We start from the raw sequence: 15,688 nt of genomic DNA, 5'->3' as shown, positions 1-15,688 counted from the left end.
GGGGTGGGGAAACGTATCTGTGCCTTCATGACCCACTGCATGGAACACCCGCTGTACGGACACCTGCGCGAGCGATTCGGTGACGAGGCCGAGTGGCCGGAGGCGACCGGCCTGATCGCTCCGTACCTCCGGATCGTCGTCGAGGCCCTGGGGCCGGGGGACGCCGTGACGTTCCTGACGGCGGTGCGCGAGGCCCTCGACGAGGAGGCGGCCCGCGAAGGAACGATTCACCTCGGCTTCGGCGCGTACCTCTGGGCGCGGCTCGAAGCCGTCTCCTGGGGCTGCTCACCGGCGAAGACCTCGGCATGGGAGGCCGCCCTGACCATGCACCGCCTCGCACGGCTGACGCCGGAGCCGGGCGGACCGGTCCTGTCCGCCCTCGTCGACAGCGCCTTGCGCGCCTGCGGCGGCCGGCGCCTCGCGGCGGTGCGCTGAGCAGCGGAAGCCGGGCCCCTCAGCCCTGATCCGCCGACAGACCCCGTGCGGGGTACGGCGGATCAGGGCGTGGCCGCGCGGGCTCAGACCGCCCGGCAGTCTCCGGGCGGGGACGGCCGGATCAGGGCGTGGTCCGGGTACGGCCCGTCAGGGCGTGGGCCGGTACGGCCCGTCAGGGCTTGGTGCGTACCGGGAAGCTGGTCGGGTGGCCCTGTTCCTTCAGCCACGGCAGCACCTGCCGCAGAGCCGCCACCGTCTGGCGGCGGTCACCGCCGCCGTCGTGGAAGAGGATCGTCGGTCCGTTGGACAGTTCCCGCTTCACCGTGTTGACGATGGCGTTCGTCCCCGGCAGTTCGAAGTCCTTGGTGTCCACGTTCCAGCCGAGCGGCCGCATCCCGGCCTCCGCGGCGATGCGCCTGCTGTTCGGGGTGAACGCGCCGCCGGGAGCCCGGTAGTACTCCACCTTCGCTCCCCCGGCCGCCTCCTCGATCATCCGCTTGGCGTCGAGGATCTGCTGCTTCTGGTACTCCACGGACTTCTTGTCCATGGTGGTGTCGTGCGTCACGGTGTGGTCGCAGAGCCGATGGCCCTCCGCCACGACCCGCTTGACCAGTTCGGGGTACTCCTGGGCCCGCGGACCGACCATGCAGAACACGGCCTTGACGTCGTTCTCCTTGAGGATGTCGAGCATCTGGGGCGTCCACCGCGGATCGGGGCCGTCGTCGATGGTGATGTTCACCGACTTCCCGCCCGCCTCGGCGTCGTGCGCGATGCTCTGAGGCACCTTCACCGGCGGAACCCGGTCCGGTCCCTTGGCCTCGGCGGAGGGCGTCCGCTGCTGCGTCTGCCGCTCCCCCGCCAGGGCCTCGGCCTCGTTGTCCGTCAGCGCGGCGGCCCCCCACGAGGCCAGACCTATCGCGACGGCCGAGGCCACCACGGCTATGTGCGCGGTGTACTTGCCCTTGTCCATCAGCCCCATGCCGTGCCCACTCCCAGCGTCCTCGTCCCGACGGCTCCCGCAGGTGAGGACGGTCGAGACGGCGGGAAGGTTTCATCGGCTTCCGGGAAAAGGGCAGGGCCGGGCGCCCCGTGAGGGGTGCCCGGCCCTGCCGGTGGCGACGAGCCGGTCCGATGGGCCGGTCCGATGAGCCGTCCGATGGGCCGGTCCCGTCAGTAGGCGCCGAAGACGTTGTCGATGGAGCCGTAGCGGTCGGCGGCGTAGTTGCAGGCGGCCGTGATGTTGGCGACGGGGTCGTAGGGGTCGAAGGCCGTCCCGGGGACGTGGTAGGCGCGGAAGGTCGGGTCGATCACCTGGAGCAGGCCCTTGGACGGGGTTCCGGCGAGGGCGTTCGAGTCCCAGTTGTTGATGGCGCGGGGGTTGCCGGACGACTCGCGCATGATATTGCGGTAGATGCCGTCGAACGTACCGGGGATGCCCTCGCGGGCCATGATGTCGAGGGACTCGCGGATCCAGCCCTCGAGGTTGTCGGCATACGCGTAGCCGGCCGGACTCGCGGACGCCGTCTTCGTGGCGCCGGCGGTGGTGGCCCTGGTGACGGTGGTGGCCTTCCTGGCGGTCGTCGCCTTCGTGGCGGTGGTGTTCGCGACGCTCTTGACCGCCGGGGCCGGGGCGGAGGCGGCCGAGCCGGTGGCGACGGACGACCGGGTGGCGGAGGAGTGGGGGGCCGGGGCCGCCGGGCGGGGCGCGGTCCGGGTGGCGGCGACGGTGAGCTTCTGGCCGGGCCGGATGAGGTCCGGGTCCGCGCCGACGACCTTCCGGTTGTCCTGGTAGACCTTCTTCCAGCCGCCCTTGACCCCGTACTTCCGGGCGATCTTCGAGAGGGAGTCGCCGGTGACGACGGAATACTTCACCGGCGCGGCCGACGCCACCTCGGGAGCGTTCTCCGCGACCGCCTGGACGGCGGCGGAAAGCACCGGCTTTGCCACTGCGACGGAGTTCACGTCGCTCGGAGCGGCCGCGGCCGCGGTGGTGGCTCCGGTCAGCGGCAGCGCGAGGGCGGCGCTGCCGGTGAGGCTCACGGCAGCGATGCCACGGGTGAGCGGGGCGTTCTTGGGGCGGCGGTGCTTGCCGTGTCCACGCATGGCGGTTTCCTCTCCTCCGCCTGCGAGGTGAGCTGTCGGGTTCGGGCAGGAGATGCCCGGCCGCGGCACGCGCGGCTTCACCCCTGGGACCTGGGTCCCCCGCTCCTGCCGGACGTGTGGTGAGTGCGGTCACCCGGACGGCGGCAGGATTCGGCGTTTCCGTCCGGTTGCGGGGTGACGCTATGCGAAAACAAATCCGGAAAACAAGGAGTGAATTCCTCACACCGAATTGATCTACCGGGAATTCGAAAAGGATCATTCCACTCAGCCGCGACCACCACTCCAACCCTTATCCGGCATCCCGCATCTGACACCGCGACAGGGGCGGACGGCCCGGTCGGGGGTGATTCAGATCACGCACGCCGACCGGGCCGCGTAAACGGGAGCGAAATATCCGCTTACCGCACCAGATCTACATTCCGGCATTGCAAGGCAATAACCGGATATCATCCGTTTTGCCCCGCCTCGCCCTACGTAGCCCCGCCCGCGATGCGCCTCTGTCCGGGTCGTGACCGGGCAGGTCAGGTGCGGCCGGGCGGCGCCACCAGCCGCTCCGCGACCGTGCGGGCCGGCTCGCCCAGGAGGACCGTGTAGTGGTTGCAGTCCGGCACGAACTCGGCGGACAGGTGCGGTGCCGCTCCGGCCCAGTGGTCGACGAGCGCGGGCGGCAGCATGCCCGGGGCCTCGCCGAGCAGCCCCAGCGGCGCGTGCAGCAACAGGGCCGGCACGTCGAGACCGGCCAGGTCCTCGCCGAACGACGCGGCGGAGGTGAGGAGTTCGCGCCCGTCCTGCCGCACCGCCGTCTCCTGGGCCCGGGAGCGGCGAGCACCCTCCGGGCCGGTGAGGTCGTAGCGGACGTACGCCTCGATGTGCTCGTTCCAGTGCGGTCCCAGCGCCGGGTGGGCGCGGAAGAAGTCGACGTAGGCCTCGTCGCTCCCGTACGTCGTCGAGAGCCGTGCGAGTGCCGGGCCCAGGCCGGCCGCGAGGACCGCGTCGGGGTCGGCGCCGGCGGGCAGCGGGATCGGCAGGCCGCCGTCGACGAGAAGGAGGCGGTCGAAGAGGGCGGGCTCCCGGGCGGCGGCACGCAGCGCCGCGTACGCGCCCATGGAGTGGCCGGTCAGGACCACGGGCCCGCCGCCGCCCCAGGTCCGGGCGGCCGTCACGAGATCGGCGGCGTGCCGGTCGATGCCGTACGGGCCTGAGGCCGCCGAGCTGCCGCCGCGGCCGCGCAGGTCGACCGCGTACAGCGACCAGTCGGCCGGCAGGTGCCGGGCGACGGCGGAGAAGGACATCGCCGAGGCCGATATGCCGTGGGCGGCGACGGCGGTCCGCGGGCCCGTGCCGAAACGCAGCGCGCGGAGCGTCGTCCCGTCCACGGGGAGGTCGAGCGGTATCGGTTCGGCTGCCGGCGGCGGTCCGTCCGGACGGGTCATGATCACGTCTCCTCGCCTGGTGCGGGCCGGGCCCTCGGTCGCGGCCTCCCGGGCCTCATCCTCCGTCACCCTGCCGGCATCATGCCGCATCGCGGATACCTCCCTCCCCAACCCTCCTTTTCTGGCCTGATCTTGACGTCTCCGCAGGCAACCCGTCCTCCGCCCCTCCCGTCCTCCGAGGGCGAGAGGGGCGCCGGGGGCCTGTCCGGGGGATCGAGCGACGGATTCCCGCGTGCCCGATCGTGACCAGACCGATCGTGAGGAAGACGCTTTGATACGTGTCACACGCGGCGTGACCACCGCCGTGACGCTCATGGCCCTGGCCGCCGCGTCACCGGGACTCGCGCACGCGGCGCAGCCCGCGCGGGAAGGACCGGCGACGGCGTCCCCCGAAGGGCGGGACGGGAGTCCGCGGCTGCCCGAAGGATGGCGGATCGCCGGGGCCGGCGCGGAGCGCCAGTTGGTGTGGACGGCCGACGAGGCCGTGCCCATGGGAGACGCCCGGGTCGAGTTCCGGCTCGGCGGGCGGCTGCTCGGGTATCCGGTGGCGCAGGGGGACGGCCGTTCCTTCCGGTTGCCGCTGGGCGACGCGCGCCTGGGCGGGCAGGCGGAGCGGAGGATCGCCGGCGGGGAGGAACTGCGGGTGACGGCCGGCGGGCGGCGCCTCGACGCCGACGCACCCGCGCTCTCGGCGCGGGTGCGCCCGACCGCTCCCGCCGCGCGGCCGGAGGAGCCTCTGCCGGCGAACCCGGTGGACCCGGGTGTGCCGGGCGGGTTCCGCATCGTCAAGGGCGAGTACGCGCTGACGTCGGTGCGGCTGCCCGGGTTTCCCGAGCCGGTCGAGATGCGCGCCGCGGTCGTGGCGCCGGACCCGTCCTCCGCACCCGGCAGGCGGCCGGTGGCGCTGTTCCTGCACGGCCGTCACGGCACCTGCTTCAAGCCCGGCACCGGCGAGGTGACCGGAGACTGGCCGTGCCCGTCGGGGACGCGGCCGATACCGAGTCATCAGGGGTACGAGCAGGCGCAGCGGCTCCTCGCCTCGCAGGGGTACGTGACGCTGTCCGTTTCGGCCAACGGCATCAACGGGCAGGACTTCCGGGCCGAGGACGGCGGCGCGCAGGCCCGTTCCTCCCTCGTGCGGCTGCATCTGGCCCGGTGGGCGCAGTGGGCGGCGAACGGAGGCAAGGACGCGCCCGCCATCGTGCGCAAGTCGGCCGCGGCCGATCTGTCGCGGGTGCTGCTGGTGGGTCATTCGCGGGGTGGCGAGGGCGTCAACCGGGCCGCACTCGACAGCCTGTCCGCGCCGCCCGCCGACCAGGACGGCCACCACGGCCCCGTCCGGTGGAAGATCCGCGGCAACGTCCTGATCGGGCCCACGATCTTCGGCCAGAACCCGGTTCCGGACGTGCCGTCCATGACGATCCTGCCGGGCTGCGACGGCGACGTGTCCGACCTCCAGGGCGAGATCTACCTGGACGGAACGCGGGGTGTCGGCGCCGGTTCGGCGCTGCACAGCGCGGTGTACATGGTCGGCGCGAACCACAACTTCTTCAACAGCGAATGGACGCCGGGCCAGGCGAAGGCACCCGCCGAGGACGACTTCTGGTCCGACGCGGAGACCCCGGACGCGGTCTGCGACCCGGGCTCGCGGACCCGGCTGACCGCTCCGCAGCAGCAGACCGCCGGCGCCGCCTACATCGCGGCGGCGGCCCGGTTGTTCGTCGGCGGTGACGACCGGGTGCGGCCACTGCTCGACGGTTCGGGCCGCCGGGCGCCGTCGGCCGGTCCGGCACGGGTGCTCACCCACGCCGTCGGTGCCGGCCGCACGCCCGCCTTCCTGCCCGGCCCGTCGGTGACGGTGTCCGGTGGCGGCCGGTTGTGCGCGCAGGTCGACACCGACGCCGCGCGCTCCTGCCTGTCGCCGGAGGAGGGCGGCGGCTCCCCGCACTTCGCGTCCTGGGAGATCCGGCCCGAACCGGGCCGGGACGCCGTCGCGTTGACGTGGCGGAAGGCAGGCGTCGCGACCGCCGTGCGGACGGCGCGGCCGGTGTCGCTCGCGGGCGCCGAGGCCCTGGCGCTGCGGGTCATCGTGCCGCCGAACACCACGGGCACCGAGCTCGACGTCACCGTGGCCGACGGCTCGGGCCGGCGCGCGAAGCTCGGCCGGGTGCGCGCCGACGGGCTGCCGGGCAGTGACCGTACCGCCTCTTACTGGGGGCGTGAGCTGCGCGTACCACTGTCCGCCGCGAAGCGGGCCGGGCTCGACCTGAGGCGGGTCTCGGTGCTGGAACTGACCCCGCGCAGCGCCTCCGGGCGTGCCTGGCTGGTGGACGCCTGGGGCTGGCGCCCCGGCACGCCGGCCGTGCGACCGGTGGCGCTGCCGCGCGTCGACCTCGGCCGGCTGACGGTCCAGGAGGGCGACTCCGGGGAGCGGACCTATCGCGTTCCGGTGCGGGTCTCCGGTCAGGGCAGCGGTCAGGTCCGGGTGTTCACGCCCAGGCCGGGCGGCGAGGGTGTCGACGCGCGTCTCGTGACGGTGCGTCCGGGGCAGCGGAGCGTCGACATCCCGGTGACGGTGCGGGGCGACACCCGCTTCGGGTGGGACGTGTCCCACGACGCGCTGGTGAAGGCGGTGCGCGGCGCCGTGGTCGGCTCGCACGTCGGCGGCGTGACGGCGCGGAACGACGACCCGTTGCCGAAGGTGACGCTGACGCCCGTCGCGGACGACGTGGCCGAGGGCGCGGCGCTCACATGGCGGGTGACGCTGTCGGAGGCCGCCGACGCGGACATCATGGGCGGCGTGTCGTTCCTGCCGGTGAGCGGCGGCGCGGAGCTGTCGACCGCCGACCTCGACCCGGAGTGGGTGCGCGACACCTACGGCGACGTCCCCGAGCCGGCCAGGCCGTTGTCGCGTCCGGAGTACGAGGACGCCTACGCGAGCTTCGCCGTACCGGCCGGCGAGACGACCGCGGAGCTGCGCGTGCCCACCGTCGAGGACGGGACCGCCGAGCCCGCGGAGTCACTGCGTGCGCGGCCGTTCTGGTACGACGCCGACTGGGAGCGCGTGCCGGGTCCGGAGTTCACGGGCACGGTGCGGGACGCCTCGTAGCGCGGGACGTCCGTGACACGGTGATGCCGGACCGGGGTGACCCGCGGTCCGGCGGAGGGGCGGGCGCCGGTTCCCGAGGGGCCGGTGCCCGCCCCGCGCGCGTCCGGGCGCGGATCCGGCCGCCGAGGCAACTCGGCGGGCGCTGACGGCGTCCTTCCGCACGACGGCACGCGCACGGACGCGCACGGACGCGCGCGGCACGCGTACGGCGTGACACCGCACATTGGCGGACCGCGTACGGCACCCTCGGACGAGCGAACAGGACACGCGATGAGCGACAGGGCCCGGATTCTCTTCGACGCGCTCGACCTCGACCACGACGGCACCCTGACGCGCGTGGAGGTCATCGAGGCGCTGCTGGCCAAGGGGCCCACGCTGGTCGCCCAGGGGGTGATCCCGGCGTGGGGCGTCGGCGACGCGGACGCCGCCTCGGCGCTGTTCGACGAGGCCGACGCGAACGGCGACCGGGTCCTCACCCTCGACGAGTTCACCGCGATCGTGAACCCCCGCTTCGGCTGGTGACGTTCGGTTGGTGACGTTCGGCTGGTGACGTCCCCTGCCGGGCTCCCGCGTCCGTGCGACGTATCCTCGGCTTCCCGGCGCGCCGGCCCGGACGGCAGGCGGACGGCGGCGGACGGCGAAAGACGGTGGCGGACGTGAAGAGGTCGGACCGGGTGGCGGACGGAAACGGCGGCGGGACGGGCTCCTCCGCCGGCACGGGTGGCGGTACGGGCAGCGGTGCGGCCTCGATGAGCGCGCGGGCGCGTGAGGCGGTGCTCCAGCGGATCGTGGACCGCCGGTACCCGCAGGGCGCGCGCCTGGTGGAGCGGGAGGTCGCCGAGGAGCTGAGCATGTCCCGCGTGCCGGTGCGCGAGGCGCTGCGGGCACTGGTCGCCGAGGGGCTGCTGGAACTGCTGCCGCACAGCGGCGTCCGCGTCCGGCGCCTCGAACGCGCCGACGTGGAGCATCTGTACGAGGTGTGGGAGCCACTGGCGGCCCAGGCCTCCCGGCTCGCGGCGCGGGCGGCCGCGGCGGGCGACGCCGCGGGACGGGCGGTCCTGGAGGCCGCGCTGCGGCAGGCGGAGACGGCGGCCGCGGCGGGCGAGGGGACGCGCGAGGTGGCCGCGCACACGGCGTTCCACGACGGTGTGGTGGCGATGGCCGGCAATCCCCTGCTCGCCCGCATGATGGAGCAGCTGAGCTGGCAGCTGCGGCTGCTGTTCGGGCTGCGCGCGGAGCCGGAGCACATGCGGGCGCAGCACGCGGAGATGTACCGGCACATCGCCGCCGGTGACGAGGAGGCCGCGGCGGCGAGCACGCTGCTGCACGTGAGGGACAGCAGGGCCGTCGCCCTGCGCTCCCTCTTCGGCGCGGGCTGACCGCACGAGGGGCGCCCGTCAGGCCGCCGTGGGATGCGGCGGTGTGCGGACGGGCCGGACGGGGCCGACGACGCTGAGCGGGATGCCCAGGCTCTCGCAGAGTCTGCGGGCGCGGGACAGGGCGCTCAGGGAGGCCGGGGACGGATCGTCGGTGGGCAGTTGCACGCGGACCAGCCGCGGGCGGTGCGCGAGCAGCAGGGCCTCGGTCTCCAGCACCGCGGCTCCTCTGCTGGCGACGTCGAGGTCGCGCAGGAGCGAGACGTGCAGGACGCCGTCCTCGAAGGCGTGGCTGATCAGCATGGCGGTCTCCTTCCGACGCCCGGCGGGCTCCTGTCGTACGGCACGGGCCGTGGGCAGGCGGCTCGACGGGTATGGCGAGAAGCGTGCTGCATGCATCCTTTCGTGGGGCGTGTCCGCGGCGTCGCCGCCCCCCGCCGACGGCGGTGGAGCGGACCGGGCTCCGTCGGCGCCGGGCTCCTCGCCGGGCACGCAGGAACAAGGCTAGGCAGACGCCCCTGGTGATCGCACCCGCACAGGGCGTGAAGGCCCTCGCCGCGAGGCTCAGCGCGCCGGCCCGCCGTGGCCGTCGGGGTGCAGGTGGTAGAGCGCGTAGGCCTTGCCGATGACGGGCTGGGCGACGTTGCGGACCCGTACGCCGCCGGCCGTCATGCCGTGCTCGGTGCCGAGATGGGCGTGGCCGTGGACGGACAGGTCGGCGCCCGCCGAGTCGATGGCCTCGGCGAGCAGATAGCTGCCGAGGAAGGGATAGATCTCCAGCGGCTCGCCCGCCAGGGTGTCGGGTACGGGCGAGAAGTGGGTGAGGGCGATGCGCAGCGCGCAGCCGCCGACGGCCAGGTCGCCGAGCGCGGCGGTCAGGCGTGCGGCGCTGAGCCGTGTGGTGCGGACGAAGGCCTTCATCTCGGGCTCCCCGAACTCGCCCGCGCTGCGGCCGACGAAGCCGCCGCAGAAGCCCTTGGTGCCGGCGACGCCCACCTTGTGGCCGGCGACGCTCAGCACGACGGACTCTCCTTCCAGGACGGCGACGCCCGCGTCGCGCAGCACCCGGGTGATCCCGGCCTCCTCGCCGGAGTGGTAGTCGTGGTTGCCGAGGACGGCGACGACCGGTATGCCGATCCCGCGGACCTCCCCGGCCACCACCTCGGCCTCCGCCGCGGTGCCGTGCCGGGTCAGGTCGCCGGCGAGCAGCAGCAGGTCGGCGCAGTCGGTCAGGCCGTCGAAGGCCGTGCGCAGCAGGCCCGTACAGTCCTCCCCGAGGTGGATGTCGCCGACGGCCGCGACACGGACGGCGTCCTCGGCCGCGGTCGCCGAGGAGCCGGTCGCGGAGGGGCCGGTGGCGACGCTCATGACAGTTCCTCCCACCGGTCCGGGGCGTCCGCGCAGGCCACTTCGAGGTCCACGCGCACCGTCAGCCCGCCCAGTTCGCCGCGCGCCAGTAGCAGGATCTCGTCGCGGTGGCCGACCGTGGGCACCGTGCCGGTCAACAGCACGGCGCCGCCCCGCTGTTCGACCTGGATCCCCAGCTCGGCCACGTCGTCCCCGGCCAACCGCTCGCGCAGTCGGGCGATGCGGTACTCGTCCTCGTGGGCACCGGTGTGCGGCTCAGTCATCGTCGTCGCCTCCGTCGCCCGGACCGTCGCCCGCTCCGTCACCCGTGTCCCCGTCGCCGGCCGGCGGCGTCCCGGGGAGGACGTCCAGGAGTTCCAGCAGGTACAGGAAGGCCACCGCCATGGGTCTGTCGCGGGTTTCCGCGCGGACCCGGTCCCAGTCGACGCGTTCGCGCAGTCCGCGGGCCACGGGCAGCAGCGGGCCGAAGTCGCAGTGGTGCTCGGACAGCGCCGCGAGCCGGCCCACCAGGAGGTCCGTCGGGTCGATCACCGGCATGTGCACCGAGTCCACGGGCAGCGTCCAGGCCCGGTCGAGGAGTTCCCTGGTGACGGGCCGTCCGGCGAGGGCGAAGATGAGGTCGATCTCCTCCCCGCCGCTGCGGGCCTTCACCAGCCAGTCCTCGGGCGGCTCCACGATCCGGATGCCGCGCCGGCGCAGCAGCCGGGTGACCGTGTCGGCGTCCTCGGCGCGCAGCGCGAAGTCGGTGTCGTGCTGGAGCCTGACCGGGATGCCGTGCGCGTACACCGCGACGCTCCCGACGAGGGCGAAGGGACAGCCGGAGGTCTTCAGGACGGCGCCGACCTCCTTGGTCGCCTCCAGGATGGCCTGGGTGTGGTCGGCGGGCAGCGGTTGCGGGGGCTCGGAGCGGGTCACGGGTGCGCCGGGACCGTCCTCGGGCGCCGGGTGCCGGGCGGGGGGCGGGGGCGCTGCTTGGCCGTGATGTTCCGGCCCCGGCTCCGGTCCCGTGGTGGCCGGTCCGGTGACGGGGTAAGCGGCGGGTGCGGAGGCGGGCGTGGCGGCGGGCTCCGCAGGGGGGCCGGGGCTCGCTCCGGGTCCGGGCTTGCCCGCGGGTCCGGGGGCCGGTCCGGTCGGCGGGCGGCGCGTCGGTTCCACGAGGCTCATGCCTCCTCCTCACGGGCGGTCGTCGAGCGGCGCGCGCAGGGCGGTGGTGTCCTTCTCCCACGCCTGGGTGACGGAGGCGGCGAACGCGTCCTCGAGGAAGACGGTCGCCTCCGCGCCGAAGGCCACGTTCCGGGCCAGGTCCGGTTCCTCGGCGAGGAGTCCGCCGACGACCTCGCGCCGTACGAGCTGTTCGTGGACGGCGTCGGCCTCCACGTGTTCGTCGTAGAAGCGGACGGCCGCCTCGTCGGTGCCGATCCTGCGCATCGCGGCGGCGATCCGGGACGCGGCGGGCGAGGAGCCGATCTCCAGGGCGGCGAAGTGGCCCACGAGGGCTCCCCGGCGGGCCCGGTGGAGGCCGAGCAGCGACATCAGGTTGGCGTTGGCGAGCGCGGGCGCCCCCACGAGCGGCAGGTAGTGGCCGTACGAGGGGTCGAGGCCGAGGGCGCTCAGGAGGTCGGCGTAGAGGCGGGCGTGCATGTGCTCGGCCCGGCCGCAGCCGTACTCGTCGTACTGGATGGTGATCATCCCGGCCTTCGCGCGGCCCCGCAGGCGCGGCACCACCCACAGGTGCGGGTCGGCCTCGCGGAGCTGGTGCACGGAGCGCAGGACGGCGTGCTCCCGCACGTGCTCCCGGGTGCCGTGACGGATCAGGTAGTGGGAGACGCCGTCGCCGTCCTGCGGTTCGGTCAGGAGCACCGCGAAGACCTCGTCGAGGGCGGCAGGCCGGCCGCAGTCGGCGCGCAGGGCGTCCTCGAAGCGGTGCTCCAGACGGGTGCGCAGCTCCAGCACGGCCGGGTCCCACTCGGCCTCGTCGGGGACGCCCGCGAAGCCCTGGTAGTGGAGCTCGTAGGCGAGGTGCAGGGCCAGTTGCAGGTCCTCGCCGTACGGCTCGGCGGCCTCGGTGGCGCGGCGGCCGGGCAGCGCACCGGATCCGCCGCGCAGCCGGGCGACGAGCGCCTCGGACAGCTCGCCGCGCGGCTCGGGCAGCGGGGGGCCGCCCTCCGGGTGGGTGCGTTCCTCCGACTCCCGAAGGAGTGTGGTGGTCATCTCGGGATCTCCTCACGCGGTCAGGCGGGTGGACGGCGGCGGTCAGTCCCGGCGCCCGGTCCCGTCCCGGTCGCGCCGCAGCCGGCGCCGGTGACTGGTGTCGCAGAAGGGTGCTCTGAGGCTGCGACGGCACATGCAGAGGGCGACGACGGGCCGGTCGCTGCGCCGTACCGTTCCGTCGGCGAGCACGATCTCGACCGGGCCCTCGACGAGCAGCGGGCCGTCCGCGACCGGCGTGACCCGTACGGCGGCGGGGCGCGCGGGCAGCTCTCCGGCGGGGCGTGCGGGCTGTTCCCCGGCAAGTGACGCCGCGGGGTCACCGGCAGGTGGGGCAGCGGGGCCCCCGGCAGCCGGGGCAGCCGGGCCAGGTGACGCAGGGGACTCCTGGGCCCGTCGCGCGGCACGGTGTGCGGCGGCTCGTTCGGCGGGGTTCACGACAGCGCTCACGGGCGGCCTCCTTCGCTGGAGCGACTCCTTGGCGGTTGCCCTGTTCCGCCGCCGGTATGCCCGGCTCGCTCCGGCGGCGGTACGTCCGCACGGTCCGGGCACCGGAGCGCCCGGACGCGCGTGCGGCCGGCCGGAGCGGGTAGTCGCAGGGGTTCCAGGACCGCGACGCAGCACGGGAACGAGGAAGGAGACGACGGTCATGAGCATGGTGCAGGAGACCATCAGGGTCATGGCACCGCTCCACGACGTCTATGGCCAGTGGACCCAGTTCGAGGAGTTCCCGAGGTTCATGGACGGGGTCGAGGAGGTGCGGCAGCTCGACGACCGGCGCTGCCACTGGCGCACCCGCGTGGCGGGCGTGACACGGGAGTTCGACACCGAGATCGTCGACCAGCTGCCCGACGAACGCATCTCCTGGCGGACGGTCGGCGGCGACGTGAAGCAGAAGGGCGTCGTCACCTTCCAGCGCCTCGACGACACGCACACGAGGGTCAGTCTGGCCATGGACGTCGAACCGCAGGGCATGGTCGAGAAGGCGGGTGACGCCCTCGGCTTCCTGGAGAGCCGGGTCCAGGGCGACCTGATGCGCTTCAAGACGTTCATCGAGGAGCGGGACGGCACGACCGGCAGCTGGCACGGCAGGCTACGGCCCGAGGACTCCACGGGCGAGGCCCCCGCCTCCGCGTCCCCGTCGGCGGGCGAGCCGGTCTCGCCGCCCGAACGGCCCGGCCCTTATCCCGGCCCGCTCCCGGACGAGCCCGGCGGCGCGCCCCACATCTGACGCCCCGTGTCCGACACGGCGTCCGCGCACCGGACGCGGGACGGGGAGCGTACGACGCGACGCCCTTCCTGCCGCGGCGCGGCGGGCTTCCCGCGCACCGCCGGGCGGCGGCGGACTGCCGAGGCTGCCCCTTAACCGGGAGGCGAGCGGCACCGTCTTCGGGGCGCGGTGCCGCGCACGCCCGGCTGATGCCGGTGGGAGAGCGGCCCGGCGACCGGGAGGGCCGGCGACCGGGAGGGCCAGGCCTTCATCGGCCCCGCGGGGCGGCTGCGCGACGCGGGCATCGACGAGGACGCGGGCATCGACGAGGAAAGAGTTCTCTCTGACGAACGCGGTCAAGCACTTCACGTTCCCCCAGGACGAAACCCGCAAGCGCCGGATCCACCAGGCGCCGAGCCTGCGGGAAACCCCTGCGGGAAACCCTGGCCTGCCGGCCCTGGCTGCTCGCCGAACTCCGTCTGGTGTCCCCCGGCTGATCGTCATGCTCGGCACCACGGCCGGGCGCTCGCTCCTCGGCCCGTCGTACCCGACCCGCGCCGAGTGCCACCGTATCCGCGACCGGCGCGCGACCCGGCTCCCGGCCCGAGGGCGGCCCGCGTCGATCCGGGCAGCCGGCACGGTCCCGGGCAGCCGGGCTCAGCCGCCCGCGCGGTCCGGCGGGCGGGACAGCGGGCTCGTGTCGATGCGGCGCAGCAGCGTCATGGCGTCCTCGCAGACGAGGACGGCGCCCGCGTCCTCCAGTTCGGCGCGCGAGGTGCCACCGGTGAGGAGGCCGATGCAGGGCAGACCGGCGCGGCCGGCGGCCTCGACGTCCCACACGGTGTCGCCGATGAACACGGCGTCCTCGGGCTCGGCGCCGACCGCCCGCAGGGCGGCCTCCACGAGGTCGGGCGCGGGCTTGGTGACGTCGACGTCGCCGCCGGAGGTGACGGCGTCGATCACCTCCTCGGCGTCGAGGCGCCCGCGGATGGCGTTCACCTCCTCCTCGGAGGCCGAGCTGGCGAGCACCACCTGCCAGCCGCGGGCGGCCACGGCGCGCAGCAGCTCCGTGGCGCCCTCGAACGGCCGGAGGTTCTCGTACCAGGTGGCGTAGAGGGCCCCGTGGGTGTCGGCGACGGAACCGTCCTCCTCGCGCCGGCGGTTCTGGCCGAGCACGTGGTCGAGGAGGCGGTCGGCGCCCATGCCGATGGCGCGGTGGATGCGGGCCATCGGCACGTCGTGGCCGTGCCGGCGCAGTGCCTGCCACCAGGCGAGGGTGTGCAGGTAGTTGGTGTCCACCAGAGTGCCGTCGACGTCGAACAAGGCGGCGCCGCGGGATTCCTGTGCCCCACGCGTTGTCATCGTGTCCTCCTCGGGCCGCGCCCGCGGTCGGCGGCGGCCGTACGCACGGCGGCAGCCGTACGGGCTGCGGGGTGCGATCAGGCCGCTTCGCGGTCGCGGGTGCCCGCCATCGCCACGGACATGCGGGCCGCCGGGTCGCGGACCGCGCGGATCACCACGAGCACCTCGCTGGTCGTGCCGGGCTCGGCCAGCCCGCGTCGCTCGAACCAGCGTGCCCGGGCCGCCATCACGGGCCCGTAGGGCTGGGGCCGCCGGTCGGTGACGTCGGCCCTCAGGCCGGCGCGGCGCAGGCCGGTGACGGTGGCGGCGACTCCGCTGAGCGAGGACTGGACGATGAGCAGCACGCCGCGGGGGGTGAGGAGCGGGGGGACGGTCCGGCAGATGCGGTCCAGCAGGAGCCGCCCGTCGGGGCCGGCGTCCCAGGCCCGGCGCGCGCCGCGCGCGGGTCCGTCCGGCGCGTCGGCGGGCACGTAGGGCGGGTTCACCGTGACGAGGCCGAAGCGCTCGCCGGCGACCGGCTCGGTGAGGTCGCCGCGCAGGACCCGTACCCGGCAGCCGTGGAGCCGGGCGTTGCAGCGTGCCGCGGCGACGGCCGCGCCGGAGATGTCGGCGGCGGTGGCCTCGGCGCCTCTGCGGGCCGCCGCGAGGGCGAGGACGCCGGTGCCGGTGCACAGGTCGAGCGTGCGCACGCCCGGATCGATGCGTTCGCGGGCCAGGCTCTCCAGGAGGAGGGCCGTGTCGCCCTGGGGTGCGTAGACACCGGGCGGTCGGATCAGCCTGAGCGGGGTTTTCGTGGTCATTCCGCGCGAATACCCCGATACGGCGCGGACACGCACCGGCCGCGTGGTGCGGGCGCCCGCGATTACGACCGCCTACCGCGGGTACCCGCGCTGCCGACCGGTCCTTTCGCGGGCCAGGGAGGTGAACACGATGGCGCACACCACGATCGAGGTGGATGCCGCGCCGAGCGGGGTCCACGACCGGTGGACGCGGTTCGGGGCGTCCGGCGCCGCCACCTTCGTACGGTCCGGACGACTGCCGTACCCGCGTGGACCCGGCCGTGGAGGTGGAGCCCCACAACCTG

Annotated in this window: 15 protein-coding genes, 1 pseudogene and 1 riboswitch; of the genes and pseudogenes, 5 read left to right on the top strand and 11 right to left on the bottom strand. The window is 74.4% G+C overall.

Annotation, left to right across the window (positions count from 1 at the left end):
- Positions 1-27 precede the first annotated feature (27 nt).
- The gene (locus ESG85_RS31470; RefSeq protein ID WP_164986364.1) at positions 28-435 is read left to right on the top strand and encodes a hypothetical protein; all 408 of its coding nucleotides are present in this window, start codon (positions 28-30) and stop codon (positions 433-435) included.
- A gap of 172 nt (positions 436-607) precedes the next feature.
- On the opposite strand, the gene ESG85_RS31465 is transcribed toward ESG85_RS31470, so the two are convergent.
- The 3 genes from ESG85_RS31465 to ESG85_RS31455 form a co-directional block, all read right to left on the bottom strand.
- The gene (locus tag ESG85_RS31465) at positions 608-1,414 is read right to left on the bottom strand and encodes a polysaccharide deacetylase family protein (protein ID WP_128984573.1); all 807 of its coding nucleotides are present in this window, start codon (positions 1,412-1,414) and stop codon (positions 608-610) included.
- A gap of 191 nt (positions 1,415-1,605) precedes the next feature.
- Entirely contained in the window at positions 1,606-2,538 is a 933-nt protein-coding gene (locus tag ESG85_RS31460; RefSeq protein ID WP_128984572.1) for a LysM peptidoglycan-binding domain-containing protein, read from the bottom strand.
- Positions 2,539-2,542: 4 nt separating this feature from the next.
- Positions 2,543-2,704, bottom strand: a riboswitch (cyclic di-AMP (ydaO/yuaA leader).
- Between the two features lie 355 nt (positions 2,705-3,059).
- Positions 3,060-3,971, bottom strand: coding sequence for an alpha/beta hydrolase (locus ESG85_RS31455; protein WP_128984571.1), 912 nt, complete (start codon positions 3,969-3,971; stop codon positions 3,060-3,062).
- A gap of 271 nt (positions 3,972-4,242) precedes the next feature.
- Here ESG85_RS31455 and ESG85_RS31450 point away from each other — a divergent pair, with 271 nt between their 5' ends.
- The 3 genes from ESG85_RS31450 (at position 4,243) to ESG85_RS31440 (ending at position 8,459) form a co-directional block, all read left to right on the top strand.
- Positions 4,243-7,080, top strand: a complete 2,838-nt coding sequence (locus ESG85_RS31450) for an alpha/beta hydrolase (RefSeq protein WP_181019166.1) — start codon at positions 4,243-4,245, stop codon at positions 7,078-7,080.
- Positions 7,081-7,350: 270 nt separating this feature from the next.
- On the top strand, positions 7,351-7,602 hold the full coding sequence (locus tag ESG85_RS31445) for an EF-hand domain-containing protein (RefSeq protein WP_128984570.1): 252 nt from the start codon (positions 7,351-7,353) through the stop codon (positions 7,600-7,602).
- 227 nt (positions 7,603-7,829) lie between these two features.
- Complete coding sequence (locus ESG85_RS31440) at positions 7,830-8,459, top strand: GntR family transcriptional regulator (protein ID WP_128984597.1); 630 nt, start codon at positions 7,830-7,832, stop codon at positions 8,457-8,459.
- 18 nt (positions 8,460-8,477) lie between these two features.
- Here the strand turns inward: ESG85_RS31440 and ESG85_RS31435 are convergent, their stop codons facing one another.
- The 6 genes from ESG85_RS31435 to ESG85_RS37085 all read right to left on the bottom strand — a co-directional run bounded on the left by ESG85_RS31435 (position 8,478) and on the right by ESG85_RS37085 (position 12,482).
- On the bottom strand, positions 8,478-8,759 hold the full coding sequence (locus tag ESG85_RS31435; protein WP_128984569.1) for a hypothetical protein: 282 nt from the start codon (positions 8,757-8,759) through the stop codon (positions 8,478-8,480).
- Between the two features lie 261 nt (positions 8,760-9,020).
- A complete protein-coding gene (locus ESG85_RS31430; RefSeq protein WP_128984568.1) occupies positions 9,021-9,824 on the bottom strand; it encodes a metallophosphoesterase family protein in 804 nt (267 codons plus the stop codon).
- Positions 9,821-10,087, bottom strand: coding sequence for a BON domain-containing protein (locus ESG85_RS31425; RefSeq protein ID WP_128984567.1), 267 nt, complete (start codon positions 10,085-10,087; stop codon positions 9,821-9,823). The genes ESG85_RS31430 and ESG85_RS31425 overlap by 4 nt, the downstream gene beginning before the upstream one ends.
- Positions 10,080-10,739 (bottom strand): nucleotidyltransferase family protein, encoded by a 660-nt coding sequence (locus tag ESG85_RS31420; protein WP_128984566.1) that lies wholly within the window; start codon positions 10,737-10,739, stop codon positions 10,080-10,082. The genes ESG85_RS31425 and ESG85_RS31420 overlap by 8 nt, the downstream gene beginning before the upstream one ends.
- Positions 10,740-10,997: 258 nt before the next feature.
- Positions 10,998-12,035 carry an iron-containing redox enzyme family protein gene (locus ESG85_RS31415; protein ID WP_128984565.1) on the bottom strand — a complete coding sequence of 346 codons (1,038 nt, stop codon included), beginning with the start codon at positions 12,033-12,035 and terminating at the stop codon, positions 10,998-11,000.
- A gap of 42 nt (positions 12,036-12,077) precedes the next feature.
- Positions 12,078-12,482, bottom strand: coding sequence for a CDGSH iron-sulfur domain-containing protein (locus ESG85_RS37085; protein WP_425471305.1), 405 nt, complete (start codon positions 12,480-12,482; stop codon positions 12,078-12,080).
- Between the two features lie 199 nt (positions 12,483-12,681).
- On the opposite strand from ESG85_RS37085, the pseudogene ESG85_RS31405 reads away from it, so the two are divergent.
- Positions 12,682-13,140: pseudogene (locus ESG85_RS31405) on the top strand (SRPBCC family protein); the annotation flags it as partial.
- 759 nt (positions 13,141-13,899) lie between these two features.
- Here the strand turns inward: ESG85_RS31405 and ESG85_RS31395 are convergent.
- Together ESG85_RS31395 and ESG85_RS31390 are read right to left on the bottom strand one after the other, a co-directional pair.
- Positions 13,900-14,604: an HAD family hydrolase gene (locus ESG85_RS31395; RefSeq protein WP_128984563.1), complete on the bottom strand. Its 705-nt coding sequence runs from the start codon at positions 14,602-14,604 to the stop codon at positions 13,900-13,902.
- Positions 14,605-14,681: 77 nt separating this feature from the next.
- The gene (locus tag ESG85_RS31390; RefSeq protein ID WP_128984562.1) at positions 14,682-15,404 is read right to left on the bottom strand and encodes a HemK2/MTQ2 family protein methyltransferase; all 723 of its coding nucleotides are present in this window, start codon (positions 15,402-15,404) and stop codon (positions 14,682-14,684) included.
- Positions 15,405-15,688 lie beyond the last annotated feature (284 nt).

Origin of the sequence: Streptomyces roseicoloratus, assembly GCF_004117935.1 — a bacterium.
GTDB classification, from domain to species: Bacteria; Actinomycetota; Actinomycetes; order Streptomycetales; family Streptomycetaceae; genus Streptomyces; species Streptomyces roseicoloratus.
Note: the sequence above shows the minus strand (reverse complement) of the source record. Positions and strands in the feature narration are given on the sequence as shown.

Bases quoted from the DNA above. Each gene is read 5' to 3' on its own strand.
- ESG85_RS31470 (WP_164986364.1), top strand. From the start codon at position 28: ATGACCCACTGCATGGAACACCCGCTGTACGGACACCTGCGCGAGCGA.
- ESG85_RS31465 (WP_128984573.1), bottom strand. From the start codon at position 1,414: ATGGGGCTGATGGACAAGGGCAAGTACACCGCGCACATAGCCGTGGTG.
- ESG85_RS31460 (WP_128984572.1), bottom strand. From the start codon at position 2,538: ATGCGTGGACACGGCAAGCACCGCCGCCCCAAGAACGCCCCGCTCACC.
- ESG85_RS31455 (WP_128984571.1), bottom strand. From the start codon at position 3,971: ATGACCCGTCCGGACGGACCGCCGCCGGCAGCCGAACCGATACCGCTC.
- ESG85_RS31445 (WP_128984570.1), top strand. From the start codon at position 7,351: ATGAGCGACAGGGCCCGGATTCTCTTCGACGCGCTCGACCTCGACCAC.
- ESG85_RS31440 (WP_128984597.1), top strand. From the start codon at position 7,830: ATGAGCGCGCGGGCGCGTGAGGCGGTGCTCCAGCGGATCGTGGACCGC.
- ESG85_RS31435 (WP_128984569.1), bottom strand. From the start codon at position 8,759: ATGCTGATCAGCCACGCCTTCGAGGACGGCGTCCTGCACGTCTCGCTC.
- ESG85_RS31430 (WP_128984568.1), bottom strand. From the start codon at position 9,824: ATGAGCGTCGCCACCGGCCCCTCCGCGACCGGCTCCTCGGCGACCGCG.
- ESG85_RS31425 (WP_128984567.1), bottom strand. From the start codon at position 10,087: ATGACTGAGCCGCACACCGGTGCCCACGAGGACGAGTACCGCATCGCC.
- ESG85_RS31415 (WP_128984565.1), bottom strand. From the start codon at position 12,035: ATGACCACCACACTCCTTCGGGAGTCGGAGGAACGCACCCACCCGGAG.
- ESG85_RS31395 (WP_128984563.1), bottom strand. From the start codon at position 14,604: ATGACAACGCGTGGGGCACAGGAATCCCGCGGCGCCGCCTTGTTCGAC.
- ESG85_RS31390 (WP_128984562.1), bottom strand. From the start codon at position 15,404: ATGACCACGAAAACCCCGCTCAGGCTGATCCGACCGCCCGGTGTCTAC.